The 24,786-nt window shown below is 70.7% G+C and carries 23 protein-coding genes and 2 tRNA genes; 9 read left to right on the top strand and 16 right to left on the bottom strand.

Annotation, left to right across the window (positions count from 1 at the left end; genetic code table 11):
• Positions 1 to 102 precede the first annotated feature (102 nt).
• On the top strand, positions 103 to 1,035 hold the full coding sequence (locus ACZ6JS_RS05200; protein WP_030760916.1) for a hypothetical protein: 933 nt from the start codon (positions 103 to 105) through the stop codon (positions 1,033 to 1,035).
• 49 nt (positions 1,036 to 1,084) lie between these two features.
• Here ACZ6JS_RS05200 and ACZ6JS_RS05195 read toward each other — a convergent pair whose 3' ends face one another.
• The 6 genes from ACZ6JS_RS05195 to ACZ6JS_RS05170 all read right to left on the bottom strand — a co-directional run bounded on the left by ACZ6JS_RS05195 (position 1,085) and on the right by ACZ6JS_RS05170 (position 6,241).
• Positions 1,085 to 1,360, bottom strand: a complete 276-nt coding sequence (locus tag ACZ6JS_RS05195) for a hypothetical protein (protein ID WP_158717794.1) — start codon at positions 1,358 to 1,360, stop codon at positions 1,085 to 1,087.
• 180 nt (positions 1,361 to 1,540) lie between these two features.
• Positions 1,541 to 2,827, bottom strand: a complete 1,287-nt coding sequence (clpX, locus tag ACZ6JS_RS05190) for an ATP-dependent Clp protease ATP-binding subunit ClpX (RefSeq protein WP_030840753.1) — start codon at positions 2,825 to 2,827, stop codon at positions 1,541 to 1,543.
• Positions 2,828 to 2,980: 153 nt separating this feature from the next.
• Positions 2,981 to 3,658 carry an ATP-dependent Clp protease proteolytic subunit gene (locus ACZ6JS_RS05185; protein ID WP_469295882.1) on the bottom strand — a complete coding sequence of 226 codons (678 nt, stop codon included), beginning with the start codon at positions 3,656 to 3,658 and terminating at the stop codon, positions 2,981 to 2,983.
• A 55-nt stretch (positions 3,659 to 3,713) separates the two neighbouring features.
• Positions 3,714 to 4,331, bottom strand: coding sequence for an ATP-dependent Clp protease proteolytic subunit (locus ACZ6JS_RS05180; RefSeq protein ID WP_469295880.1), 618 nt, complete (start codon positions 4,329 to 4,331; stop codon positions 3,714 to 3,716).
• A gap of 286 nt (positions 4,332 to 4,617) precedes the next feature.
• Positions 4,618 to 6,012, bottom strand: a complete 1,395-nt coding sequence (tig, locus tag ACZ6JS_RS05175; protein WP_469295878.1) for a trigger factor — start codon at positions 6,010 to 6,012, stop codon at positions 4,618 to 4,620.
• Between the two features lie 152 nt (positions 6,013 to 6,164).
• A tRNA-Pro gene (locus ACZ6JS_RS05170) sits at positions 6,165 to 6,241 on the bottom strand.
• A gap of 168 nt (positions 6,242 to 6,409) precedes the next feature.
• Between ACZ6JS_RS05170 and ACZ6JS_RS05165 the strand changes: the two genes are divergently transcribed.
• Positions 6,410 to 6,480, top strand: a tRNA-Gly gene (locus ACZ6JS_RS05165).
• Positions 6,481 to 6,886: 406 nt separating this feature from the next.
• On the opposite strand, the gene ACZ6JS_RS05160 is transcribed toward ACZ6JS_RS05165, so the two are convergent.
• The 6 genes from ACZ6JS_RS05160 to ACZ6JS_RS05135 form a co-directional block, all read right to left on the bottom strand.
• Positions 6,887 to 7,081: a membrane protein gene (locus ACZ6JS_RS05160; protein WP_030026959.1), complete on the bottom strand. Its 195-nt coding sequence runs from the start codon at positions 7,079 to 7,081 to the stop codon at positions 6,887 to 6,889.
• A 155-nt stretch (positions 7,082 to 7,236) separates the two neighbouring features.
• Positions 7,237 to 7,692 carry an HD domain-containing protein gene (locus tag ACZ6JS_RS05155; protein ID WP_469295876.1) on the bottom strand — a complete coding sequence of 152 codons (456 nt, stop codon included), beginning with the start codon at positions 7,690 to 7,692 and terminating at the stop codon, positions 7,237 to 7,239.
• Positions 7,689 to 9,077, bottom strand: coding sequence for a pyridoxal phosphate-dependent decarboxylase family protein (locus tag ACZ6JS_RS05150; RefSeq protein ID WP_469295874.1), 1,389 nt, complete (start codon positions 9,075 to 9,077; stop codon positions 7,689 to 7,691). The genes ACZ6JS_RS05155 and ACZ6JS_RS05150 overlap by 4 nt, the downstream gene beginning before the upstream one ends.
• Before the next feature lie 1,045 nt (positions 9,078 to 10,122).
• The gene (locus tag ACZ6JS_RS05145; protein ID WP_469295872.1) at positions 10,123 to 11,265 is read right to left on the bottom strand and encodes a SpoIIE family protein phosphatase; all 1,143 of its coding nucleotides are present in this window, start codon (positions 11,263 to 11,265) and stop codon (positions 10,123 to 10,125) included.
• A gap of 210 nt (positions 11,266 to 11,475) precedes the next feature.
• Positions 11,476 to 12,285 (bottom strand): Fpg/Nei family DNA glycosylase, encoded by an 810-nt coding sequence (locus ACZ6JS_RS05140; protein WP_469295870.1) that lies wholly within the window; start codon positions 12,283 to 12,285, stop codon positions 11,476 to 11,478.
• A 95-nt stretch (positions 12,286 to 12,380) separates the two neighbouring features.
• Positions 12,381 to 12,866 carry a ribose-5-phosphate isomerase gene (locus tag ACZ6JS_RS05135; RefSeq protein ID WP_469295869.1) on the bottom strand — a complete coding sequence of 162 codons (486 nt, stop codon included), beginning with the start codon at positions 12,864 to 12,866 and terminating at the stop codon, positions 12,381 to 12,383.
• Between the two features lie 219 nt (positions 12,867 to 13,085).
• Between ACZ6JS_RS05135 and ACZ6JS_RS05130 the strand changes: the two genes are divergently transcribed.
• Positions 13,086 to 14,522, top strand: a complete 1,437-nt coding sequence (locus tag ACZ6JS_RS05130) for an amino acid permease (RefSeq protein ID WP_469295867.1) — start codon at positions 13,086 to 13,088, stop codon at positions 14,520 to 14,522.
• 95 nt (positions 14,523 to 14,617) lie between these two features.
• On the opposite strand, the gene ACZ6JS_RS05125 is transcribed toward ACZ6JS_RS05130, so the two are convergent.
• Positions 14,618 to 15,202, bottom strand: a complete 585-nt coding sequence (locus ACZ6JS_RS05125) for a biotin transporter BioY (protein ID WP_469295865.1) — start codon at positions 15,200 to 15,202, stop codon at positions 14,618 to 14,620.
• A gap of 285 nt (positions 15,203 to 15,487) precedes the next feature.
• On the opposite strand from ACZ6JS_RS05125, the gene ACZ6JS_RS05120 reads away from it, so the two are divergent.
• The 3 genes from ACZ6JS_RS05120 (at position 15,488) to ACZ6JS_RS05110 (ending at position 17,972) form a co-directional block, all read left to right on the top strand.
• Positions 15,488 to 16,897 carry an amino acid permease gene (locus ACZ6JS_RS05120; protein WP_469295864.1) on the top strand — a complete coding sequence of 470 codons (1,410 nt, stop codon included), beginning with the start codon at positions 15,488 to 15,490 and terminating at the stop codon, positions 16,895 to 16,897.
• A 30-nt stretch (positions 16,898 to 16,927) separates the two neighbouring features.
• Positions 16,928 to 17,155 (top strand): hypothetical protein, encoded by a 228-nt coding sequence (locus tag ACZ6JS_RS05115; RefSeq protein WP_469295862.1) that lies wholly within the window; start codon positions 16,928 to 16,930, stop codon positions 17,153 to 17,155.
• 160 nt (positions 17,156 to 17,315) lie between these two features.
• Positions 17,316 to 17,972, top strand: coding sequence for a superoxide dismutase (locus ACZ6JS_RS05110; protein WP_469295860.1), 657 nt, complete (start codon positions 17,316 to 17,318; stop codon positions 17,970 to 17,972).
• A gap of 123 nt (positions 17,973 to 18,095) precedes the next feature.
• Here the strand turns inward: ACZ6JS_RS05110 and ACZ6JS_RS05105 are convergent, their stop codons facing one another.
• Positions 18,096 to 18,746, bottom strand: a complete 651-nt coding sequence (locus tag ACZ6JS_RS05105; RefSeq protein WP_030958437.1) for a mycothiol-dependent nitroreductase Rv2466c family protein — start codon at positions 18,744 to 18,746, stop codon at positions 18,096 to 18,098.
• Between the two features lie 138 nt (positions 18,747 to 18,884).
• On the opposite strand from ACZ6JS_RS05105, the gene pepN reads away from it, so the two are divergent.
• Positions 18,885 to 21,443: an aminopeptidase N gene (gene pepN, locus ACZ6JS_RS05100; RefSeq protein WP_469295858.1), complete on the top strand. Its 2,559-nt coding sequence runs from the start codon at positions 18,885 to 18,887 to the stop codon at positions 21,441 to 21,443.
• 174 nt (positions 21,444 to 21,617) lie between these two features.
• On the top strand, positions 21,618 to 22,580 hold the full coding sequence (locus ACZ6JS_RS05095; RefSeq protein WP_469295856.1) for a hypothetical protein: 963 nt from the start codon (positions 21,618 to 21,620) through the stop codon (positions 22,578 to 22,580).
• Here ACZ6JS_RS05095 and ACZ6JS_RS05090 read toward each other — a convergent pair.
• A complete protein-coding gene (locus ACZ6JS_RS05090; protein ID WP_469295855.1) occupies positions 22,556 to 23,443 on the bottom strand; it encodes a pyridoxamine 5'-phosphate oxidase family protein in 888 nt (295 codons plus the stop codon). The two genes, ACZ6JS_RS05095 and ACZ6JS_RS05090, sit on opposite strands and share 25 nt — an antisense overlap.
• Positions 23,443 to 23,901 carry a VOC family protein gene (locus tag ACZ6JS_RS05085; protein WP_469295853.1) on the bottom strand — a complete coding sequence of 153 codons (459 nt, stop codon included), beginning with the start codon at positions 23,899 to 23,901 and terminating at the stop codon, positions 23,443 to 23,445. Before ACZ6JS_RS05085 ends, ACZ6JS_RS05090 begins: the two co-directional genes overlap by 1 nt.
• A 122-nt stretch (positions 23,902 to 24,023) precedes the next feature.
• Here ACZ6JS_RS05085 and ACZ6JS_RS05080 point away from each other — a divergent pair, with 122 nt between their 5' ends.
• Positions 24,024 to 24,584 (top strand): CGNR zinc finger domain-containing protein, encoded by a 561-nt coding sequence (locus ACZ6JS_RS05080; RefSeq protein ID WP_469295852.1) that lies wholly within the window; start codon positions 24,024 to 24,026, stop codon positions 24,582 to 24,584.
• Positions 24,585 to 24,786 lie beyond the last annotated feature (202 nt).

Here is a 24,786-nt window from a genome sequence, read left to right as displayed (position 1 = left end):
TCCAGTCATGAAACCGGTTAGGGAGGGGCCCGGCGCCCTGGCGGGGTTCGGCTTGGGACAGGATGTGAGGAACGCATAAGCAACCTCAGAGGGGGACGCGGGATGAGCTACAACCAGCCGGGACCTTACGGACAGCAGCCTCAGCAGCCGGGACCGTACGGGCAGCAGCCCACGCCGCCGCCCGGCCCGTACGGCCAGCCCGCACAGCCGGGCCCGTACGGCGGTCAGCCCGCGCCCCCGCAGCCGGGCTACGGCTACCCGCAGCAGCCGGGCGTCCCGCCGCAGGGCTACCCCCAGCAGCCGCCGACCCCGGCCTACGGCTACCCCCAGCAGGCCCCGTACGGCGGCCAGCCGCCGAAGAAGTCCAAGGCCGGCGTGATCATCGGCGTGGTCGTGGCGGTGGCGGTCATCGCGGGCGGCGGCTGGTACCTCCTGGGCGGCGGCGCGGGCGGCAGCATCTCCGCCGACACGAAGGGCTACAAGCTGGTCGCCCCGGAGTCGGTCGACGACTTCAAGAAGGACCCCAAGTACGCGGCGAAGCCCTTCACCGACAAGGATCGGCAGGAAGCCGAGGCCGCGGGCGTCAAGAACCCGACCCAGGTGGGCATGAACTACCAGTCCGGCGACCCGAAGAACCCCCTCACCCTGAAGGGGCTCAACTTCTCGGGCGTGTACGGCGAGATCTCCGACCCGGAGAAGGCCGTGGACGGCTACTTCGCCCAGGCCCGGCTGGAGGCGGCCAAGGACGGCAAGTCCGAAGTGCAGCTCCTGGGCAGCCCGAAGGAGATGTCCCCGCCGAACTTCAAGGGCGCCGTCATGAAGTGCCAGGACATCAAGTTCACCTCGAAGGACACGAGCACCAAGGGCCCCAAGGAGGCCACGGTGCCGTTCTGCATCTGGGGTGACTACAGCACCCTCTCCATGGTCAGCGCCTCCGACGTGGCGTCGATCCTGGCCGGCAAGCCGGGCTACACCCAGGAGCAGGCCGCGGATCTCGCCGCGAAGCTCTACAACACCGCCCGCGTCAAGTCATGACGGGTGCAGCGGTCGGCGCAGGGGGAACCCTACGCCGACCGTGTGGCCCTCACGCGAGCTGATAGCAGGCCGTCGAAGCGTCGTTGGCTTTCACTCCAAGGTTGACCAGACTCGCATAGCAGGCATGGCGATTCATGCCCGACATGTCCCATGCAGCGGCGTGGTCGCACGCGGCCTGCACCTGCGCACCCACGTTGTAACCGACGTTTCGCAGGTACACCTGGCAGTCGGCTGAAGAGGCCGACGCCGGCGAAGCGGCGACTATGGGCAGGGCGGCAGCAGCGAATACGGCTGCGAGAGTGCTGAACGTACGCTTCTTCTTCATTCTTCATCCCTCCGCAGTGACCTCTCCCTGAAAAGTTGATCAAGGAACACGCGCTCCCGCCGGCCGTCGTCGAGCACTTGGCCGATTACTGCGCGACGAAGTCCTGAATGCCGAAAGGGGCGCCCCCGGCGGGGGCGCCCCTTTCGCTTACCGGTCTTCTGCCGCTCTACTGCCTATCGGCTACGCCGACTTCTCGTGCGGGCCCTGGTCCTTCGGGACGATGCGCGGGACCAGCGTCGGGTTGACGTTGGAGCGGACGACGTCCGCGGTGATGACCACGCGGGCCACATCCTTGCGGGACGGCACCTCGTACATCACCGACATCAGGACCTCCTCCATGATGGCGCGCAGGCCGCGCGCGCCCGTCTGGCGGAGGATCGCCTGGTCCGCGATGGCTTCCAGCGCCTCGCGCTCGAAGTCCAGCTCCACACCGTCGAGTTCGAACAGCCGCTGGTACTGCTTCACCAGCGCGTTGCGCGGCTCGATGAGGATCTGGAGCAGCGCCTCGCGGTCCAGGTTGTGGACCGAGGTGATGACGGGCAGACGGCCGATGAACTCGGGGATCATCCCGAACTTCACCAGGTCCTCCGGCATGACCTCCTGGAACTGGTCGCTGGCCTCGATCTCGCGCTTCGAGCGGATCGTCGCCCCGAAGCCGATGCCCTTCGCACCCGCGCGCGACTCGATGATCTTCTCCAGGCCGGCGAAGGCGCCGCCCACGATGAAGAGCACGTTCGTCGTGTCGATCTGGATGAACTCCTGGTGCGGGTGCTTGCGGCCGCCCTGCGGCGGCACCGACGCGGTCGTGCCCTCCAGGATCTTCAGCAGGGCCTGCTGCACGCCCTCACCGCTCACGTCGCGCGTGATCGACGGGTTTTCGCTCTTGCGGGCGACCTTGTCGATCTCGTCGATGTAGATGATCCCGGTCTCGGCCTTCTTGACGTCGTAGTCGGCGGCCTGGATCAGCTTCAGCAGGATGTTCTCGACGTCCTCGCCGACGTAGCCGGCTTCCGTCAGCGCCGTCGCGTCGGCGATGGCGAACGGGACGTTCAGCATGCGGGCCAGGGTCTGCGCCAGGAGCGTCTTGCCGGAGCCCGTCGGGCCCAGCAGCAGGATGTTGGACTTCGCGAGCTCGATCGCGTCCTCGCGGCCCTGCGCTCCGCCGTTCTCGCCGGCCTGGACCCGCTTGTAGTGGTTGTAGACCGCTACGGAGAGCGCCTTCTTCGCCGGCTCCTGGCCGACGACGTAGCTCTCCAGGAACTCGTAGATCTCACGGGGCTTGGGGAGTTCCTCCCACCGGACCTCGGAGGTCTCCGCGAGCTCCTCTTCGATGATCTCGTTGCAGAGGTCGATGCACTCGTCGCAGATGTACACACCGGGTCCTGCGATGAGCTTCTTCACCTGCTTCTGGCTCTTTCCGCAGAACGAGCACTTGAGCAGGTCGCCGCCGTCACCGATGCGTGCCACGAGGTGCTTCCCCTTCGCCTGGGAGACGCCTGGTTCAGCGCTCCTGGTGCCTCATATCCGACGGTACCTTGCCGGGGGCCCCGAGCGGGGCCCCCTTGACGTGGTTCACATCGCCGAATCCGGCGGTGTGCCCGCGCCAACTCGCGGCAAGGGTCAGAGCTTGGTGCTCTTGCGGGTGGAGATGATCTGGTCGATCAGGCCGTACGCGAGGGCGTCCTCGGCCGTGAGGATCTTGTCGCGCTCGATGTCGTCGCGGATCTTCTCGATCGGCGTCGTCGAGTGCTTGGCCAGCATGGTCTCCAGCTGGTCGCGCATGCGCAGGATCTCGTTGGCCGCGATCTCGAGGTCCGAGAGCTGCTCACGGCCGGTGCCGCCGGACGGCTGGTGGATCAGCACGCGGGCGTTCGGCAGGGCCATGCGCTTGCCGGGGGTGCCGGCGGCGAGCAGGACCGCGGCCGCGGAGGCCGCCTGGCCCATGCAGACCGTCTGGATGTCCGGCTTCACGAACTGCATCGTGTCGTAGATCGCCGTCAGGGCGGTGAAGGAGCCGCCAGGGCTGTTGATGTAGATCGAGATGTCGCGGTCCGGGTCCATCGACTCCAGGCACAGCAGCTGCGCCATGACGTCGTTGGCCGAGGCGTCGTCGATCTGCACGCCGAGGAAGATCACGCGCTCCTCGAAGAGCTTCGCGTAGGGGTCGTACTCGCGCACACCCTGCGAGGTGCGCTCGACGAAGCGCGGGATGACGTAGCGGTTGTCCACCTGCGGGCCGGTGTAGAGGCCGCTCGCGGAGCTCGCGGAGAAGTTGTTCTGCATCTGGGTGTTCACCATCCTGGTGGCGTTCTGCGGGCTGTCGGCTGCTGGGTACTGACGGTGGCTACCGGGATCAGGCCCCGGTGCCGCCGCCGCCCGGAACGTTGGACGCGGCCGAGATGATCTCGTCGATGAGGCCGTAGTCCTTGGCCTCCTCGGAGGTGAACCAGCGGTCGCGGTCACCGTCGCGGATGATCGCCTCGACGGTCTGGCCCGAGTGGAACGCGGTGATCTCGGCCATCCGCTGCTTGGTGCGCAGCAGGTACTGGGCCTGGATCTTGATGTCCGACGCGGTGCCGCCGATGCCGGCGGAGCCCTGGTGCATCAGGATGTCGGTGTTCGGCAGGGCGAAGCGCTTGCCCTTGGCGCCACCGGTGAGCAGGAACTGGCCCATCGAGGCCGCCATGCCCATGCCGATGGTCACGACGTCGTTGGGGATGTACTGCATGGTGTCGTAGACGGCCATGCCGGCCGTGACCGAGCCACCGGGGCTGTTGATGTAGAGGTAGATGTCCTTCTCCGGCTCGGCGGCCAGGAGGAGGAGCTGGGCGGTGATCTTGTTCGCGATCTCGTCGTCGACCTGCTGGCCGAGGAAGATGATGCGCTCGCCGAGCAGCCGGTTGTAGACATGGTCGCCGAGGCCGCCACCGATGGACGGCTCACCCGCGGCGTAAGGCTTCAGATTCGTCACGTATCCACCTGCTCGTCTCCGACGGCCATGTGCCGTCTCAGCGTCTCGTTCTGGGGCACGGTCCAGCCGGAGCGGACGGGTCCGCCGGCGCCCGGGTACTCACGTGCCCTCGTATTCATGGACCCTAACGCGCAGGTCGGACAACGCCATCCCGCTTCCCGAACTGTTCGCTCGGAGCGCAAGCTCCGGGAGCCCCGCGGGGGCCGTGCTGCGGCCGTGCAGAAGGGCCCGGACGCGGCTGCGTCCGGGCCCTTCCGGCACTGCTCAGCGGGCTTCGCCCGGGGTGTTACTCGGCCTCGTCGGCCTTGACCTCGTCGTCGCCGTCAACGGCGGCCTCGACGGTCTCGGCGGCCGTCTCGACCTCGTCCTCGTCGTCGGAGAGGTCCACGACGTCACCGTTGGTGTCGACGACCTTGGCGGCCTCGACGACGACCGCGAGGGCCTTGCCGCGGGCGACCTCGCCGACCAGCATCGGGACCTGGCCGCCCTCGACGACGGCCTGGGCGAACTGGTCGGGGGACATGCCGGAGGACTGGGCACGGCGCATGAGGTGCTCGGTGAGCTCCTCCTGGTTGACGCCCAGCTTCTCCTTGTTGACCAGGGCGTCCAGGACGAACTGGGTCTTGATGCCCTTGATCGCCTGGTCCTTGGTCTCGGCGTCGAACTCCTCGACCGTCTTGCCCTGGAACTCCAGGTACTTCGCCAGGTCCAGGCCCATCTGGCCGAGCTGGTGGTGCTCCAGGTTGTGCTTGCGGGTGTTGACCTCGTCCTCGAGCAGCTTCTCGGGGATCGGCACCTCGACGAGCTCCAGCAGCTTCTCCAGGACGCGCTCCTGGGCCTGCGTGGCCTGGTCGTACTGCTTCATGTTCTCGAGGCGCTTGCGGCTGTCGGCCTTGAGGTCCTCGAGGGTGTCGAACTCGCTCGCCATCTGGGCGAACTCGTCGTCCAGCTCCGGGAGCTCCTTGGCGGAGACCTTGGTGACCTTGACGGTGACCTCGGCGTCCTTGCCCTCGGCGGAGCCGCCCTTCAGCTGCGAGGTGAAGGTGGCCTCGCCGCCGGCCTCCAGGCCCGTGACGGCCTCGTCGATGCCCTCGAGCAGCTCGCCCGAGCCGATCGTGTAGGAGACGTCGGAGGCGACGCCGTCGGGCAGCACCTCGCCGTCGACCTTGGCCTCGAGGTCGATGGTGACGACGTCGCCCTCGGCGGCGGCGCGCTCGACGTCCTTGGTGGACGCGAAGCGGCCCCGCAGCTGCTCGACGGACTTCTCGACGTCCTCGTCGGAGACCTCGATGGCGTCGACCTCGACCTCGATGCCGGAGTAGTCCGGGATCTCGATCTCGGGACGCACGTCGACCTCGGCGGTGAAGGCCAGCAGCTCGCCGTCCTTCAGCTCGGTGATGTCGACCTCGGGCTGGCCCAGCGGGTTCAGGTCGGCCTCGTTGACGGCTTCGGTGTAGAACTTCGGGAGGGCGTCGTTGACGGCCTCCTCCAGCACCGCACCGCGGCCGAAGCGCTGGTCGATGACGCGGGCCGGGATCTTGCCCTTGCGGAAGCCCTTCACCGTGACCTGCTGGTTGATCTTCTTGTACGCCGCGTCGAGGCTGTCCTTGAGCTCCTCGAAGGGCACCTCAACAGTGAGCCGAACCCGCGTCGGGTTCAGGGTCTCAACGGCGCTCTTCACGGTTCGGTCTCCTTGTGGCTGACTGCTGGGGGATCTGCCGTCTCGCTGCGATTCAGCGGTTCAGCGGACTTCGGCCCGGTACATCAGACACACGGGCACGCAGCTTGCATAGTAGCCGCAAGCGGCAATCAGCCCACAACGCGATCTTGCGGTGGTCGGGGTGGCCGGATTCGAACCGACGACCTTCCGCTCCCAAAGCGGACGCGCTACCAAGCTGCGCCACACCCCGTCGGTGCGACACGTAGGGTACATGCCCGGAGACCCTCTGATGCGCGGTGTTTCCCGAGCCCTTTCGGACAGGTCGCGGACCGGGCACGGAATGTGGTGTGCGATCCGCCGGAACGACCCGCTAGGATGCTGTCCGTGCCACGGTCCCCGGACCTGCGGCGCACGCAATGCGGGCGTAGCTCAATGGTAGAGCCCTAGTCTTCCAAACTAGCTACGCGGGTTCGATTCCCGTCGCCCGCTCTGAACGGCTCAGGGCCAGGTCGGAGGATGTTTCCTCCGCCTGGCCCTGACGCGTTCCCGGAGTCTGGGCGGGGAGTGCGGAACGGGTGTCCCGCCCGTCCCGGGCTCGGCCGTGCCGGTTGCGGTCGAGGAGGCGGACGGGTGGGGGCGGAATCGCCCGGGGCTCCGTTTCACCGGGTGCCTGGTGACTGCCCGGCGCGTCGCCGACCGGCCGTGACGGGGGCGCCTGTCGCGGTGGAGTGCATGGAGGGGCCGGCCCGGCGCGGGCCGAGGCGGCGTTCCGGCCGGTGTGCTGATCGTCCACGCGGACGGCGTGGCGGCTGCGGCCGCCCGCCGGGCCTGGGGCTACCGGAGGATCGGCCTGGCCCGCCCACGGGAGGGGCCGGGCCCCTGCGACCGCTTGCTGTCAGAGCTTGATGTTCGCGATCATCGTCGCCAGTGAGTTGAGGAAACGGTTCACGTCGTCCGCGATCGAGCTGGACGCCAGGAAGAAGCCGAAGAGGGCCGCGACGATGGCGGGGCCCGTCTTGATGTGGTTGCCACGGATCAGCACCACCAGGATGACCCCCAGCAGAACCACCACTGACAGCGAAATGGCCACTTCTGATCACACCTTCGGTCGTCCCCTGGTCGGCCGGGGGCGCACGGCCGAGAATGCCCCCACATGGACCATCCTCCCACCAACGGGCCACAGTCATACGCCCCGTGACGAAAGGCCACTGTTCCGTTTTCGTCAACGGCCGCGCCCTGTCGGCCTCAGGGGGCAGTGAGCCCCAGGAGGGAACGGACATATGCGTACTTGGCGGACAGCCGCTCGCGGGTGGGGGCGTCGAGTACGGAGAGGCGTGCGGGGTCGGCGTTGTGCGCGAGGTCTGCCTCCTTGACGAGGAGGGCGCCCGGAGTGGCCAGGATGCGGGCCGCGTAACTCTCGACCGGCTCACCGGGGCGCTTGGTGACGGCGAGAACCATGTCCTTGACGGACTGGGGAAGAGCGGCGGAATCCAGCCAGGTGAGGCTGAGCGCCTCGTCCTCGATCGCGTCGTGCAGCCAGGCCGCCGCCTGCTGCTCGGGGCTGCCGCCGCGCACGCGCACGCCTTCGGCGACGGCCGCGAGGTGCTCGGCGTACGGCCTGCCGGCCTTGTCGGTCCGGCCCTCGTGCGCGCCGCGCGCCAGGGCCTCGACCTCCAGGAGGGTCAGGGGACTGCTGGTCATGCGATCTCCCTCGCTGCCGTGCGCAGGGCCCGGGCGGCCCTGCGGACATCTGCCTGCGTCGTACGCCAGTTGGAGAACGCGGCACGCAGCCCGGCGGTTCCCCCGTGGACGGTCGGGGTGACGAACACCTCGGCGGACACCGCCTCGCGCAGGGCGGTCAGCCGGGCCGGATCGGGGTCCTCGGCGAGGGTGAAGCAGACGACGTTGAGGCGGACCGGGGCGAGGAGGGCGAAGGCGGGGTCCTCCTGCAGGGCCGCGCCGAGGGCCCTGGCGCCGGCGATGTTGCGTTCGACGACCTCCCGGTGGCCCCGGCGGCCGTAGGCGCGCAGCGTGAACCAGGCGGCGAGGGCGCGCAGCCGGTGGGAGTTCTCCGGGGTGAGGTGGACGAGGTCGGGGTGTTCGCCGAGGGGGCCGAGGTAGGCGGCGGAGTTCTGGAAGACGCGGGCCTGCAGGTCGCGTCGGCGGGTGAACTGGACGGCGCTGTCGTAGGGGACGTTGAGCCATTTGTGCAGGTCGACGCAGACGGAGTCGGAGGCGTCGAGGCCTGCGGCGAGGTGCGCGTGGTCAGGGGAGAGCGCGGCGAAGGCGCCGAAGGCGGCGTCGGTGTGCAGCCAGAAGTCGCGGCGTGGGCGGAGGGCGGCGATGGCGGGGAGGTCGTCGAAGTCGACGGTGTTGACGGTGCCCGCGTTGGCGACGACCACCGCCGGGCCGGGGGTGTCGGCCAGCGCCCGGTCGAGGGCGGCGGGGTCGACGGCCTCGCGGCCGGGCAGGGTCGGGACGCGTACGAGGGAGCTGCGGCCGAGGCCGAGGAAGGAGAGGGCCTTGGCGATGGAGGAGTGCGGGGCGCCGGAGAGGACGCGGACCGGGCCGAGGGCCGCGGCGCCGTCCTCGGCCGGGGACACGCCGACGCGCTCGCCGAGCCATTCGCGGGCAATGGCGAGGCCGGTGGTGTTGGACATGGTGGCGCCGCTGACGAAGGTGCCGGTGTGGGCGTCGGAGAGGCCGAAGAGCTCGCGCAGCCAGCCGACCGTCTCGCGTTCGAGGTCCTGGCCGGCGCCGTCCATCGAGGAGTTGGAGTTCTGGTCGTGGGCGGCCGTGAGCCAGTCCCCGGCGAGCGCCGCGGGGGTGGCGCCGCCGGTGACGAAGCCGAGGTAGCGGGGGCCGGCGGAGGCCGACAGCCGCGGCTCCCAGTGCTCGCGGAACGCGGCGAGGGCGCTCTCCGTGCCGCGGCCCTCCTCGGGGAGCGGTTCGGGGTCCCGCGGCTTCGGCGCGGGCGGTACGACGGCACGCTCGTCCAGGGTGGCGAGCGCTTCGGCGGCGGCGCGGCGGGTGGCGTCGAGCAGGTCGGGGAGCCGGGCGAGGTCGGCGGCGAGCGTGCGGTCCATGGGGGCACGGTAGGGCCGGCGCCCGCCTGCGCGGGCGGGCCAATCCCGGGCGAGTGGCCCGGACCACCTGTATCGCCGGCACCGGTCGACGCCGTTTCGACGGGCGCGCCGCGGGCGGCGGGTGATCGCGAAGCGGGGGGTGCGGGGCGTGGCCGGGGGCCCGGGCGTGGTGCTCGCGGCGGCGCCGGCGGGCCTCGGGGCGCCCGGCCCTTCGGGGGCCCGAGGGCGGGAGCGGAGCCTCGGGGCGCGCCGGCGCGCCGGCGCCGCGGGCGGCTCCGGGGCCGGAGGGGAGCCCGCCCGGTCTGCGGCCCGTGCGGCCCCCGGCCCTCCGACCAGGGGCGTCCCGGAGGGCGGGAGCGGGGCCTCGGGGCGCCCCGTGCGCCGGCGCCGAGGGCGGCTCCGGGGCCGGAGGGGAGCCCGCCCGGTCTGCGGCCCGTGCGGCCCCGACCTGCGCCGGGGCGGGGTACGGCTGCTGGAGCAGCAGGGGCGCGGCTATGGGGGTTGCGGGTGGCGGGCTTCCGGCCGGCGCACTGCGGTACGCCGTACGTGCTGGAGGGCTAACCGCGCCGCGGGACGGCCGCGACGATCCGGTGGCGGGCCTCGGTCGGACACGGCGCGGGGGGATCACCACGGGCGTGCCGGGCACCGAGGCGCCACCGACAGCGGGTGATCCGGGCGCGGGCCGGACCGGGCTCGGACACCGGCGGGCGGATCCGGGGCCGGATCCGGCGGGTGTCGGCGGGGCGTGGGGCACATCCACTGCGTCGGAGTCCGGGCGGCCGCGGGGGCGGGAGTTGGGCGAGCGGTGGTGAGCGGTCACGCGGGGGCCACGGTCCCGGCGGAGCTGCGCGGGAGGCGGTCCGCTCCATCCGGCCCGGCTTCCGGGCCGGTTTTCGCCGGAGCGTTCTCGTCCGGCTGCCTGCGCCGTCGCATCCCCTTGGTGTGCCGCGCCGCCGTCCTGAGCGGGGCTGCGACGCTACGGATCACGGCGGGGCGGCGGCCATGGAGCGGGCCGGGGGTCCGAAGGGTCGGGCAGACCCCCGGATCACGGGGACCGGCGGATGAGGAGCAGGGCGCGGTCGTCGTTGACGTCCTTGGCGACCTTCTCGATCAGGTGCCAGGCGGCGCCCTGCCAGCCGGCGGAGACGTAGCGGTCGGCTTCGCCGGTGAGGCGGTCGATGCCCTCGCTGATCTCGCGGTCGGCGGTTTCGACGAGGCCGTCGGTGAAGAGCATCAGGACGTCGCCGCGGCGGAGGTTTCCCCGGGCGGGGGTGAACTCGGCGCCGTCGTAGACGCCGAGCAGCGGGCCCTCGCCGGTCTTCTCCTGCCAGCGGCCGGTGCCGGCGCAGAGCTGGAGGGCGGGCAGGTGGCCGGCCGAGAGGAGTTCGTAGTCGCCGGTCTCCAGGTCCAGGACGAGGTGGATGGAGGTGGCGAAGCCCTCGTCCCAGTCCTGGCGGAGCAGGTAGCCGTTGGCGGCGGGCAGGAAGCCGTGCGGCGGCAGTGCGCCGAGCAGCCCGCCGAAGGCTCCGGACAGCAGCAGGGCCCGGGAGCCGGCCTCCATGCCCTTGCCGGAGACGTCGGTCAGGACGATCTCCAGGGTCCGGCCGCCGTTGGTGCGGGCCGCGACCACGAAGTCGCCGGAGAAGGACTGGCCGCCGGCGGGGCGCAGGGCCATCTCGCGGTGCCAGCCGCGTGGCAGGGCGGGCAGCTTGCTCTGGACGCGGATGCGTTCGCGCAGGTCGAAGAGCATGGTGCCGCCGCGCCGCCAGGGCACGCCGACGCGGCTGCGGAACTGCGCGATGACCAGTCCGAAGAATCCGCAGGCGGCGACGACCAGCACGGTGCCGGGGGTCACCCGCGCCGGGCCCTGGGTGTAGGGGCCGAGTACGAGGGCCTCGACGATCAGTGCGGCCGCGGAGGCGGCGTACAGGGCGAGGAGGCTGGCGGGGCGCAGCAGGAGGCCGCCGGCCACGATCGGCAGGACGAGCGCCGCCGGCGAGAACCAGACGGGCAGCATCAGCGTGCCGCAGGCTATGGCGGGGACGGTGAGCAGCAGCCCGCCGAAGGCGAGCCAGTCGGAGGCGTCTCCGCGGAAGTAGTCGACGGCGGATTTGCGCAGGACGGTGCGGCCCCGGTGCGACCGCATGCGCATCCGGGCCAGAAAGGTCTCCACGCGTGCTCCGGCCATTGCTTCGGGACCTTATCCATCCTGGCTGTGAATGCGCAGGGGTACCCCCGCACCCGCGGTCCGGGGGTGCCCGAAAACACCCGTGCCGTCATGGATTGCACTGGCGGGGATGGCCGCATGGCTCTGGAGATGTGCGTATTGCAGGGCATTGCCGGGCGATGGGCGGGATGCCCGGTACGGCCGCACGAACAGCCGTACGCCAGGGGAGCGCTAGTTCTGCTGGCAGGTGGGGCACCAGAAGAGGTTGCGGGCGGCGAGACCGGCGGTGCGGATCTCGCCTCCGCAGATGTGGCAGGGCAGGTTCGCCCTCCGGTAGACGTACACCTCGCCGCCGTGGTCGTCCACCCGCGGCGGCCGGCCCATCGCCTCGGGGAGGTGCTCGTCGCGGACGGTGTCGATGCGGTTGTCGCGCACGCCCTGGCGCATCAGGACGGCCAGGTCCTCCCACAGGGCGTCCCACTCGGCGCGGGTGAGGTCCTTGCCCAGGCGGTACGGGTCGATGCCGTGCCGGAAGAGGACCTCGGCGCGGTAGACGTTGCCGACGCCCGCGACGATCTTCTGGTCCATGAGCAGCGCGGCGACGGTGGTGCGGGAGCGGGAGATGCGGGCCCAGGCCCGGTCGGGGTCGTCGCGGTCGCGCAGCGGGTCCGGGCCGAGGCGGGCGCTTATCGCGGCCTTCTCCTCGTCGGTGATCCACGCGCAGGTGGTCGGGCCGCGCAGGTCCGAGTAGTACGCGTCGTTGGCCAGGCGCAGCCGGACGGTGTCGGTGGCCGGCGGGGCGGGTGCGGGGCCGATCGCGTACTTGCCGAAGAGTCCGAGGTGGATGTGGATCCACCCGTTCTCCTCGAATCCGAGGAAGAGGTGCTTGCCGTGGGCGTCGACGCCGTCCAGAACCCGCCCGTCGAGGAGGGCCGCGCTCTCGGCGAACCGCCCCTGGGGGCTGCTGACGGCGACCGGCCACCCGGCGAACCGCTCCAGGTGGTCCTCGGCGAGGCGGTGGATCGTATGCCCCTCGGGCACTGCGCGCTCCTCGGAGACGAGAGAAGAAGACGAGGAAGGGGAACAAGACGATGGCCGTGCCACCCGCCCGGCGGGTGGCACGGCCGGAAGCGGGATCAGCCCTGCGGGTGGTGGGCCGGGATCGGGGGGAGCTCGCCGGTCTGCTCGTAGGCGGAGAGCATGTCGATGCGGCGGGTGTGGCGCTCCTCGTCGGAGTACGGGGTCGCCAGGAAGGCCTCGATGAAGCTGACGGCCTCGTCCTGCGTGTGCATCCGGCCGCCGACGGAGATGACGTTGGCGTTGTTGTGCTCGCGGCCGAGCTGGGCGGTCTGAACGCTCCAGGCCAGGATGGCGCGGACGCCCTTGACCTTGTTCGCGGCGATCTGCTCGCCGTTGCCGGAGCCGCCGATCACGATGCCGAGGCTGTCGGGGTCCGCGGCGGTCCTCTCCGCGGCGCGGAGGCAGAACGGCGGGTAGTCGTCCACCGCGTCGTAGATGTGGGGGCCACAGTCGACGGGCTCGTGGCCGTTGTTCTTGAGCCAGTCCACCAGGTGGTTCTTGAGCTCAAAGCCGGCATGGTCGGATCCGAGGTACACGCGCATGTGACGAGTGTGGCACGAGGAGCCCCGACAGCCCGCGGCGGGTGTCGCGTAAGTCACTTCTAAAGCTCAAGTAAACCCAAAGAACGCAGATGGGACACGGCAGGACGCCGGTCCTGGACGTTCGCCCCAACGCAACGATCCGGATTGAGGTCTTCCGTCCTGCGTTCATCTCAGGTTTGAATGCCGGGGCTCGCAACCCGAGAACCTAAGGATCCGTCCATGAGTTCCACGACGACCCTTCAGAAGGCAGGCGACCCCACCGGTAACCCCGGTGAGGGTCTGCCCTCCGACGGTCTGAAGGCCGGTCTCAAGAACCGCCACCTGTCCATGATCGCCATCGGCGGCGTCATCGGCGCCGGTCTCTTCGTCGGCTCCGGTGGCGGCATCGCCAAGGCCGGCCCCGCCATCCTGATCTCCTACGCCCTCGTCGGCGCCATGGTGGTCTTCGTGATGCGGATGCTCGGCGAGATGGCCGCCGCCAGCCCGAACTCGGGCTCCTTCTCGGCCTACGCCGACCGCGCGCTCGGCCGCTGGGCCGGTTTCTCCATCGGCTGGCTCTACTGGTTCTTCTGGGTCGTCGTCCTCGCCGTCGAGGCCACCGCCGGTGCCGCGATCCTCGAGAACTGGATCCCGGCCGTCCCGCAGTGGGCCTGGGCCCTGATCGTGATGGCGGTGCTGACCGTCACCAACCTCGGCTCGGTCGCCTCCTACGGTGAGTTCGAGTTCTGGTTCGCGGGCATCAAGGTCGTCGCCATCGGCGCCTTCGTCGTCATCGGCATGCTGGCCGTCTTCGGCTTCCTGCCCGGCTCCGACAACCCCGGCGCGGGCTTCGCGCACCTGACCGACGCCGGAGGCTTCTTCCCCAACGGCTACGGCGCCGTCCTCACCGGTGTGCTCATGGTCGTCTTCTCCTTCATGGGCAGCGAGATCGTCACCCTCGCCGCCGGCGAGTCGGAGAACCCCCGCAAGGCGGTCACGCAGGCCACCAACTCCGTCATCTGGCGCATCGGCGTCTTCTACCTCGGCTCGATCTTCGTCGTGCTGACGCTGCTGCCCTGGAACGACAAGTCGATCACCGAGAAGGGCTCGTACGTCGCCGCCCTCGACTCGATCGGCATCGCGAACGCCGGCACGATCATGGAGGTCATCGTCCTGACCGCCGTGCTGTCCTGCCTGAACTCGGGCCTCTACACCGCCTCCCGCATGGCCTTCTCGCTTGGTGAGCGCGGCGACGCCCCCAAGGCGTTCGCCAAGGTCAACGCCAAGGGCGTGCCGGTCGCCGCGATCCTCGGCTCCACGGTCTTCGGCTTCGTCGCCGTCTACTTCAACTACGCGTTCAAGGACACGGTCTTCAACTTCCTCCTGAACTCCTCCGGCGCCATCGCGCTCTTCGTGTGGCTGGTGATCTGCTTCACCCAGCTGAGGATGCGCGGGATCCTGGTCCGCGAGGCCCCGGAGAAGCTCACCGTGAAGATGTGGCTCTTCCCGTGGCTGACCTGGGCCACCGCCGCACTGATCATGTTCGTGATCGGCTACATGTTCGTCGACGACGCGAACCGCGAGGTGGTCACCCTCTCCACCCTCGTCGCCGGCCTGGTCGTGGCCGTCGGCGTGGTCCTGGACTTCCGCCGCAAGCGGGCCGCCGTCCAGGGCTGACCGAGCCCGATCTCGTCCCGTACACACGCCGGAGCCCGGCCCGCCTCGTCAGGCGGGCCGGGCTCCGGCCGGTACGGGGGTGGGTGGCGCCGGCGTCAGCCGCGGCGACCCACCAGCTTCCAGGCGGCCGGCAGTGCGCCCATCGCGAGAGCCGCCTTGAGGGCGTCGCCGAGCAGGAACGGGGTGAGCCCGGCCGCGACGGCGGCGCTCAGGGACATCCCGGTGGCGGCCATCAGGTACGGCACGCCCACCGCGTAGATGACCGCGGAGCCGAGCACCATCGTGCCCGCCGTACGCAGGACCGAGCGGTCGGCGCCGCGCCGCGCGAGGGCACCGACGACGGTGGCGGCGAGCAGCATGCCGAGCACGTAGCCGAAGGAGGCGCCGCCCGCGCCGGAGGTGCCGCCTGCGAACCACGGCACGCCGGCCATGCCGACGAGGGCGTACAGCGCCAGCGCGAGGAAACCGCGTCGGGCGCCGAAGGCGGTGCCGACGAGCAGCGCGGCGAAGGTCTGGCCCGTGACGGGGACCGGGGAGCCGGGCACGGGCACCGCGATCTGTGCGGCGATCCCGGTCAGGGCGGCGCCGCCGACGACGAGCGCGATGTCGCGCACGCGGCTCGCGGGCAGCAGGTCGGCGAGGACGGTGCCGGGCCGGAGGGAGACGGAAGCAGTGCTCATGAGGGGGCTCCGCGAGGTGGTGGGGGTGGGGACGATCACCGACGTTAGTGCGCGGTCCGGGGCCGCCCCACCGCTGCCCGGAACAAAGCCCCGCTCCCCGCGATGGTGGGGAATGAACAAAGCCCACCCTCCTCAACGGGCTGGCGTGATCCTCGTCACGAGCAACATCCAACAACACGTCCGTTTTGCACGGACAGCCGCCGCTCAGCGAGACTGTTGGATCCCGCCAAGCCAAAGGCGGAGTCCCCACCATCGCTGGGCCGAACGAGAGTACGAGCACCCCTCATGCGTGAGCGCCTGCCAGACGCACCTCCCACGACGGGCGACCTGCCCTCCGAACCTCTGAGCCACAGCCTCAAGCAGCGCCACCTGACCATGCTGGGGCTCGGCGGCGTGATCGGCGCCGGCCTCTTCGTCGGCTCCGGTGCGGGCATCGGCATCGCCGGTCCTGCGATCATCTGCTCGTACCTCCTCGCCGGAGTCCTCGCGATGCTGGTGATGCGCGCACTGGGCGAGATGTCGGCCGCGATGCCCGCCTCCGGATCGTTCTCCGTCTACGCGGAGCGCGCTCTCGGCCGCTGGGCCGGCTTCTCGGCCGGCTGGCTGTACTGGTTCCTGCTGGTCGTGGTGCTCGCCGTGGAGGCCACCGGCGCCGCGAAGATCGCGAACGGCTGGGCGCCCTCGGTCGACCAGTGGGTCTGGGTGCTGCTCTTCATGGTGGTCTTCACCGTCAGCAACCTGGCGGCGGTGAAGAACTTCGGCGAGTTCGAGTTCTGGTTCGCCGCCCTCAAGGTCGGCGCGATCGTGCTCTTCCTGATCCTCGGCACCCTCGCGATCTTCGGCGTACTCCCGGACACGGATCCGGTCGGCATGGCCAACCTCACCGGCCACGGCGGCTTCTTCCCCGAGGGCTTCGCAGGCGTGGTCGCCGGCATGCTCGCCGTCATCTTCGCCTTCGGCGGCCTGGAGGTCGTCACGATCGCGGCAGCCGAGTCCGACGACCCGGCCCGGTCGGTGTCCCGGGCGGTCCGCAGCGCCGTGTGGCGCATCCTCTTCTTCTACGTCGGCTCGATGGTGGTCATCGTGACCCTGCTGCCGTGGGACTCGCTCGAGCCGGGGCAGAGCCCGTACGTCGCCGTCCTGGACTCCATCGGCATTCCGGGGGCCGGCCAGATCATGAACATCGTGGTGTTCGTGGCCCTGCTGTCGGCGCTCAACGCGAACCTGTACGGGTCCTCGCGCATGATCTTCTCGCTGGCCGAGCGCGACGAGGCGCCGAAGTCGCTGCTGACGGTCTCGGGCGGCGGCGTGCCGCGCCGGGCGGTGTTCGCCTCGGTGGCTTTCGGCTTCGTCTCGGTGGTGCTCAACCTGCTGTGGCCGGAAACGATCTTCCTCTACATGCTCAACGCGGTCGGCGCCGTACTGCTGTTCGTATGGGCGCTGATCGCGGTCTCGCAGCTGAAGCTGCGCCGCCGGATCGAGCGGGACATGCCCGAGCGGCTGGTCCTGCCGATGTGGCTGTTCCCGTACGCCACCTGGGCCGCGCTGGCCGGGATGGCGGCGGTCCTGGTGCTGATGCTGTTCGACGACTCCGCCCGCCCGCAGCTGCTGTGGTCCACGGGCGCGGCCCTGTTGGTCCTCGCCGTGGCGGGCGTCCGCGAGCTGCGGGAGCGGCGGGAGCGGCAGGCCGGCTGACGGGCCCGGCCGAATCCGAAGGTCTCGCAGTTGGTGCTGCGCCGCCGGCTGGAGCGCGAGGCCCCCGAGAAGCTCGTCGTACGGATGTGGTGCTTCCCGTACCTGACCTGGGTGGCGCTCGCCGGGGTGGCCGGCGTCCTGGTGCTGATGGCGCTGGGCGAGGACACCCGGGTCCAGGTGATCTTCACGGGCGGGCTCGGCGTCGCCCTCGCCGCGACCGGATACGTACTGCAGCGCCGGGCGGCCGCCGCCCGCTGACAACCCCTCGACCGCAGGTGGGCCCCGTGCGTGCGCACGGGGCCCACCTGCGTTCCACAGAGGCGACCCTTACGTGTGAGCTGGAATAGATACTGCTAGCGTGCAGTTGCGCATTAATTGCAATTAGCGATTGGCACGCCGAGGGGACCGGACAACACGCATGGCCATCTACACGCTTCCTGAGCTTCCGTACGACTACGCGGCGCTGGAGCCGGTGATCAACCCGCAGATCATCGAGCTGCACCACGACAAGCACCACGCGGCCTACGTCACAGGCGCCAACAACACGCTGGAGCAGCTGGCGGAGGCGCGCGACAAGGAGAACTGGGGCGCGCTCAACGGCCTCGAGAAGAACCTCGCGTTCCACCTCTCCGGCCACATCCTGCACAGCATCTACTGGCACAACATGGCCAGCCCGAAGACCGGCGAGGGCGGCGGTGAGCCCACGGCGGCCGACGGCCTGGGCGACCTGGCCGACGCGATCACCGAGTCCTTCGGCTCCTTCGCGAAGTTCAAGAAGCAGCTGACCTTCGCGTCCTCCGCCACCCAGGGCTCCGGCTGGGGCGTGCTCGCGTACGAGCCGGTCAGCGGCCGCCTGATCGTCGAACAGGTCTACGACCACCAGGGCAACGTGGGCGTCGCCAGCACCCCGATCCTGGTCTTCGACGCCTGGGAGCACGCCTTCTACCTGCAGTACAAGAACCAGAAGGTGGACTTCATCGAGGCGATGTGGAACGTCGTCAACTGGCAGGACGTCTCCAAGCGCTACGCCGACGCCAAGGCGAACACCCCGCTGCTGATCCCTGCCAAGGGCTGATCGCACCCCGAGCCCGTCCGCCTCGTGATCGTCTTCTCAACCTTCACCCGCGGGCGTGTCCAGCAGAAGACCCCCGTGAGGACGTGACTCACGGGGGTCTTCTGTGTGTTCCGGCCGAACGGGCTACTCGAAGGACGGGCCCTTCGTGCGGGTCCGCTTGATCTCGTAGAAGCCGGGGGTGGAGGCGACGAGCAGGGTGCCGTCCCACAGCCGGGCCGCGGCCTCGCCGCGCGGGGTCGGGGTGACGACCGGGCCGAAGAAGGCGACGTCGCCCTCGCCGTCGGCGCCCGGAACGGAGATCACCGGGGTGCCGACCTCCTGGCCCACGCGGTCGATGCCGTTGTTGTGCGACGCCCTGAGCACCTCGTCGTACTCGTCGGAGTCGGCGTACGCGAGCAGCTCTGCCGGCAGGCCGACCTCGGCCAGCGCCTCGGCGATCACCTCGCGGGTCGGGCCCTTGTCCTCGTTGTGGATGCGGGTGCCGAGCGCGGTGTAGAGCTTGCCGGTGATCTCGTCGCCGTGCTTCTGCTGGGCGGCTATGACCACGCGTACGGGAGCCCAGCCCTTGGGGCCGAGCAGCTCGCGGTAGACCTCGGGCAGCTCGTCGAGCTTGTTCTCGTTCAGGACGGCGAGGCTCATCACGTGCCAGCGCACCTCGACGTCGCGGACCTTCTCGACCTCCAGCATCCAACGGGACGTCATCCAGGCCCAAGGGCAGAGCGGGTCGAACCAGAAGTCGACCGGGGTCTTCTCGCGCACCTGGGTCTCGGTCATGTCTCTCCTCGGTGTCGGTCTCGGGCGGCAAAGGCATCAACGGCGCATGTCCTTGGTGGCCAACCAGGACGCCCTCGCACGCATTCCCCGTCGTGCGAGGATTCGACCAAGAACGCGATCACGCACGAAGGAGTGCAGGTGCCCGGAGAGAATCTGTCCCGCGAGGAGGCCCGCGAGCGGGCCGAGCTGCTGTCCGTCGACGGGTACGAGGTCGTCCTCGACATCAGGTCGGCGGTGGACGAGGCCGAGCCGGCCGACGGTCCGCGGACCTTCCGCTCGGTGACGACGATCCGCTTCCGGGCCGCGGCCCCCGGCGGTGCCACCTTCGCGGACCTGATCGCCCCTTCGGTGAACTCCGTCACGCTGAACGGGCGGGAGCTCGACGTGGCGACCGTCTTCGACGGGGCCCGGATCACCCTGGACGACCTGGCCTCCGAGAACGTCCTGGTCGTGGACGCGAACTGCGCGTACAGCCGGACGGGCGAGGGCCTGCACCGCTTCGTGGACCCGGAGGACGGCGAGGTCTACCTCTACACGCAGTACGAACCGGCCGACGCCCGGCGGGTGTACGCGAACTTCGAGCAGCCGGACCTGAAGGCGCCCTACCGCTTCGAGGTGACCGCGCCCGAGGGCTGGCAGGTGTGGAGCAACGGCGCCGAGGAGTCCCGCGAGGGGCAGACCCGCCGCTTCGCGGAGACCGCGCCGATCTCCACGTACATCACCTGCGTGGTCGCCGGACCGTACCACTACGTGACGGACACCTACACCCGCGGGGACCTCACCATCCCGCTCGGCGCGATGTGCCGCAAGGGGCTCGCGAAGCACTTCGACGCGGACGACGTCTTCCTCGTCACCAAGCAGGGTTTCGACCTCTTCCACGAGATCTTCGACTACCCCTACCCCTTCGGGAAGTACGACCAGGCCTTCGTGCCGGAGTACAACCTGGGCGCCATGGAGAACCCGGGGATGGTGACCTTCCGGGAGGAGTACATCTTCCGCGGCAAGGTCACGCAGGCCTCGTACGAGCGGCGCGCGAACGTGATCCTGCACGAGATGGCGCACATGTGGTTCGGCGACCTCGTCACGATGAAGTGGTGGGACGACCTGTGGCTGAAGGAGTCCTTCGCGGACTTCATGGGCTCCTTCGGGCTCGTCGAGGCCACCCGGTTCGACCAGGCGTGGGTCACCTTCGCCAACAGCCGCAAGGCGTGGGCCTACCGTGCCGACCAGCTGCCGTCCACGCACCCGATCACGGCCGACATCCGTGACCTGGAGGACGCGAAGCTGAACTTCGACGGCATCACCTACGCCAAGGGCGCGGCGGTGCTCAAGCAGCTGGTCGCCTACGTCGGCCGGAAGGCGTTCCTGGAGGGCGCCCGCCGCTACTTCAAGGCGAACGCCTATGGGAACACCACCCTCGACGACCTGCTGTCGGTGCTCGGCGAGGTGTCCGGGCGGGACATGGCCGAATGGTCGCGGGCCTGGCTGCAGACGGCGGGCGTGAACGCGCTGACCCCGCTGGTGACCTACGACGCCGCCGGCCGGATCACCGAGCTCGCGGTCCTCCAGGAGGGCGACGAACTGCGCCCGCACCGGGTCGGCGTCGGTCTGTACAGGCTGGAGCCGGACGGCGCGCTGGTCCGCTACGCCCGGGCCGAGGCGGACGTCTCCGGGTCCCGCTCGGTGATCGCGGAGCTGGCCGGGCAGGACCGGCCCGACCTGGTCCTGGTCAACGACGAGGACCTCACCTACTGCAAGATCCGCTTCGACGAGGGTTCGCTGGCCACGCTGCGCGCGCACCTGGGCGACCTGACGGATCCCCTGGCGCGGGCGCTGAGCTGGTCGGCGCTGTGGAACCTGACGCGGGACGGCCTGATGCCGGCGCGCGACTTCATCTCGCTGGTGCTGGCGCACGCGGGCCGGGAGACGGACGTCGGCGTCCTGCAGCAGCTGCACGCGCAGGCGCAGGCCTCGGTCACCCACTACGCGGCGCCGGACCGGCGCGAGCAGAGCGGCCGGGACCTGGCGGCGGGCGCGCTGCACGAACTGCGGACGGCGGAGCCGGGGTCGGAGCACCAGCTCACCTGGGCGCGGTTCTTCGCGGCGAGCGCGGCCACCGAGGGCGACTTCCAGCTGCTGCTGGGGCTGCTGGAGGGTTCCGCGCGGATCGACGGGCTGGACGTGGACCAGGAGCTGCGCTGGGACTTCCTGCTGCCGCTGGCCGCGCACGGGGCGGTGGACGAGGCCGTCCTCGCCGCCGAACTGGTCCGGGACGACACGGCGTCGGGCAAGCGGCACCAGGTGCGGTGCCTGGCGGCGCGCCCCTCGCAGGCGGTGAAGGACCAGGCGTGGGCAGCGGTCGTCGAGTCGGACGCACTGTCGAACGCGCTGGTGGAGGCGACGATCGCGGGCATGCAGCAGTCCTCGCAGCGGGGCCTGCTGGCGGCGCACGCGGGGCGCTACTTCGAGGTGATCGAGCGGGTGTGGTCCGACCGGTCGATCCAGATCGCGATGGACATCGTGCGGGGCCTCTACCCCTCGCTCCAGGGTGACGCGGCCACGCTGGACGCCACCGACGCCTGGCTGGCCGGGCATGAGGACGCCGCCCCCGCGCTGCGCCGCCTGGTTCTGGAGGCCCGCGACGACCTGGCCAGGGCCCTGCGCGCCCAGGCCTGCGACGCGGCGGCGGGCAACTGACCTGCGCCGCCGCTGCCGGGGTCTGACCCGGCAGCGGCGGCTCGACCCGGTCAGCCGTACGGGCGCACCCCATCGGCAGTCGAACGCCCGTACTTTAGCCCCGTCTTGTCCGGATTTGTCGACGAGCGTGTAACAGGGGTTAGCAAGGCCATGGCCTGAGGGAATCACCGCGTCATGAACCACAACGCACCCCTCCCCCTCGCCCACCTCACCGGCAACCGTCCCCGCGTGCTGACCCTGGCGCAGCTGCGCGAGCACGGCGTGAGCGCCTCCGAGGCCGCCCAGCGGCCCTGGCGACAGATCCTGCCCGGCGTGTTCCTGCTCCACGCCGGACCGGCGACCAGCGAGGAGCGGCTGCACGCCGCGCTGCTGTACGCGGGACGGCGCGGTGCGGGCGAGGCCATGATCACAGGGCTGGCGGCGCTGGCCCTGTACCGCTTCGCCTCCGCACCCCCGCTGCTCGCCCTCTCGCACATCGACGTCCTCGTGCCCGGCATTCGGCGGCTGCGGTCCACCGGCGACGTGCGGATCGTGCGCGCGCACACCGCGCCCCGGCCCCAGGAGGTGACCGGGCTGCCTGTGGCACCCGTCGCGCGGGCCGTCGCCGACGCCGTCGCACAGCTCTCCGACGCCGGCACCGTGCGCCGGCTGCTGAGCGAGGCCGTCCGCAGCGGGCATTGCGAACCGGCCGCCGTCGTACGGGAGCTGACGGTGGCCCGGCTGCTGAACCGGCCGCACGTGGTGGATGCCGTCGATTCCCTCCTCGCGGAGGGCCGGGTCATCGCCGAGGACCGGCTCTACCAGGTCGTACGCGGCCACGAACTCCCCGACCCCGTCTGGAACGTGGATCTGCGGATCCCCGGTGGCCCGCACCTCGGCGGGGTCGACGCGTACTGGCCCGAGCACGGCGTGGCCGTGGAGATCGACACGCGCGCCCCGCGCCAGGGGGAGGACGAGGAGTGGTCCGAGTGCGTGCGCAAGCGCGAGACCCTGGAGCGGCTCGGGGTGACCGTCGTCCACATCACCCCGCGCAAGCTCCGCGACTGGCCCGAGCAGCAGGCCGCGGTCATCCGGACCGCCCTGACGGCTTCCGTCGACCGCGAGCCCGGCGCCTACCTGGTGGTGCTCCCGAGGTGAGGGGAGTACTCCGGGGCACTCCACAGCAGCCGCCCCGGATGCACGGCCTCCACCACCGACTCCACGCGGAAGAGGGTGCGGCGGCCGCCGTCGGACGCGAACTCCGTCCGGGCCCGGCCGCTGAGCTGGAGGACGGACCCCTTCTCCCAGTCCGGGAAGAGCAGCCCCGCCCGCGGGTCGGCCGTCAGGTTCCCGAGGGTCAGGAACATCGCGTTCCCCGCGTAGTCGGGCCAGGCCAGCTCGACCGGGGAGAGCACCTCCACGAAGCCCGGCAGGCCGCCGCGGTGGCTGGCGTCGACCCCGTCCGCCTCCGCCGTGGTGGCGACGAAGAAGGTGTCGGCGCCGCGTACGGTGCGCACCTGGCCGGCGGTGAGCGCGTCCCCGCGGCGCACCACACCGGCCCCCTCCGCGACCACTTCCAGCGGCTGCCGCTTCTGCAGGTACTTCGGGCAGTTGGCGAAGACCTGCTCGGCCTCGACGGTGAAGCCCCGCGGGGTCGCCGCGAGGGTTCCGTTCAGCCGCATCCGGCGCCGGGTCCGCGGGTCGAGCGCGATGGTCCCGACCCGGGTCCCGGCCGTCCCCAGCGCCCCGGCGAGCGGGTCGCCCGCGGGAGGGCCGCCCGCGACGGCGATCCGGTGCGGGCCTGTGGCCCGTACGAAGCCGGGCGGCCCGGTGAGCAGGGAGGCCCACATCCGGCCGGAGCCGTCGGCGGCCCCGACGACCAGGTGCGGCTGGAGCTCCAGGAAGGCCGCGGCGACGTCACGGATGCCCGTACCGATCGAGCGGCCGACGTGCTCGGCCGGCCCGCGCACGCCGACCCGCTCCTGCACCGCCAGCGACCCCCAGTGGTAGACGCCGCTCATTAGAAGAAACCGCAGGTCGGGGCCCCTGTGGTGGGGGCGGGGGCATCCTCGGCGCCGGTCGGCACGGAGATCTCCAGGCGCGTGCCGTCGGGATCGTGGAAGAAGATGCCGCCGGAGACCGCGCCCTCGCCGTGCGCGACGACGCCCTCGTAGGCGAACTCGACGCCCAGACCGCGCAGCCGCTCCTCGTAAGCGCGCACCTCCTCGATGGCGCCGGCCGAGAACGCCAAGTGGTGCAGGCCGGCGGCGGCGGGCGCGAATGCTCCGTCGGCCTGCTGCCAGAGCGTGAGGACGAGCTCGCCGTCCCGGCCGAGCAGGGCGAAGCGGCGACCCTCCTCCTTGCCCTCGCCCAGCACCTGGAAGTCGAGGGCGTCGCCGTAGAAGGCGAGCGAGCGCTCGAGATCGGTGACGTTCAGGCCGACGTGCCCGGTGCGGAGCTTGCTGATGGCAGTGGTCATGACGGGTCCCTCCACGGAGATCGTCCAACAAGTTCTAACCTTCTAAATTCAATTTAACGGTTAGAGCGAGAGGCGTCAACCGCTCACGTACTCTTGAGGGGTTAGCGAGCGAGGAGACGGACATGACGACGGCGGACCCGCGGCCCCTGACCGGAGAGCCGATCTCCCTCGACCTGCTCAACACCCGCTGGGTGCAGGAGGGCGAGGCCGTCGACCTCTTCGCCGGCGCGTTCGGGCTGAGTCGGGTCGAAGGACTCGCGGTCTGGCTGGAGTCGACCGGGCTGGCGGGCCGGTTCCGGGCCGACGCCTCGACCCTGGTCCACCTGATGACCGCGCGCGAGGCGCTGGCCCGCGCGGTGGCGGACCCGGCCGACGAGAGCGCCCGGGCGCTGGTCGACGCCGTACTGGAACACGGCCGCATCCGCGCCACGCTGACCGCCGAAGGTCCGGGCGAGCGAGCCGAGTTCGCCGATCCCGCCTGGGGGCCGGCCTGGACGGCCGCACGCGACTACCTCGACCTGCTGGGCTCCGCGCCCGACCGGATCCGCAAGTGCGCCTCGGAGACCTGCGTCCTGCACTTCCACGACACCTCGCGCAACGGGACGCGGCGCTGGTGCTCGATGTCCGCCTGTGGAAACCGGGCGAAAGCCTCACGCCACTACGCGCGCACGCGCGAGCGCTGATCGCTCGAAATCTGTCACACCCGCACCGGGGCGCGACCCCGCCCCGGTACCGACTTGGGGCCACTAAGTCGATAAATCAACTCTGCTCCCCCTGGGGTTCGCACCACTGTGCCCTGATACGGCCGCACTGGCGGAAACACCGCACTGGCGAATGTCCGCCACGGTAGGTCTCGGTCGATGACATCCCTCCCCAAAGAGCGGT

The organism is Streptomyces sp. NPDC046349, assembly GCF_055587885.1.
Note: the sequence above shows the minus strand (reverse complement) of the source record. Positions and strands in the feature narration are given on the sequence as shown.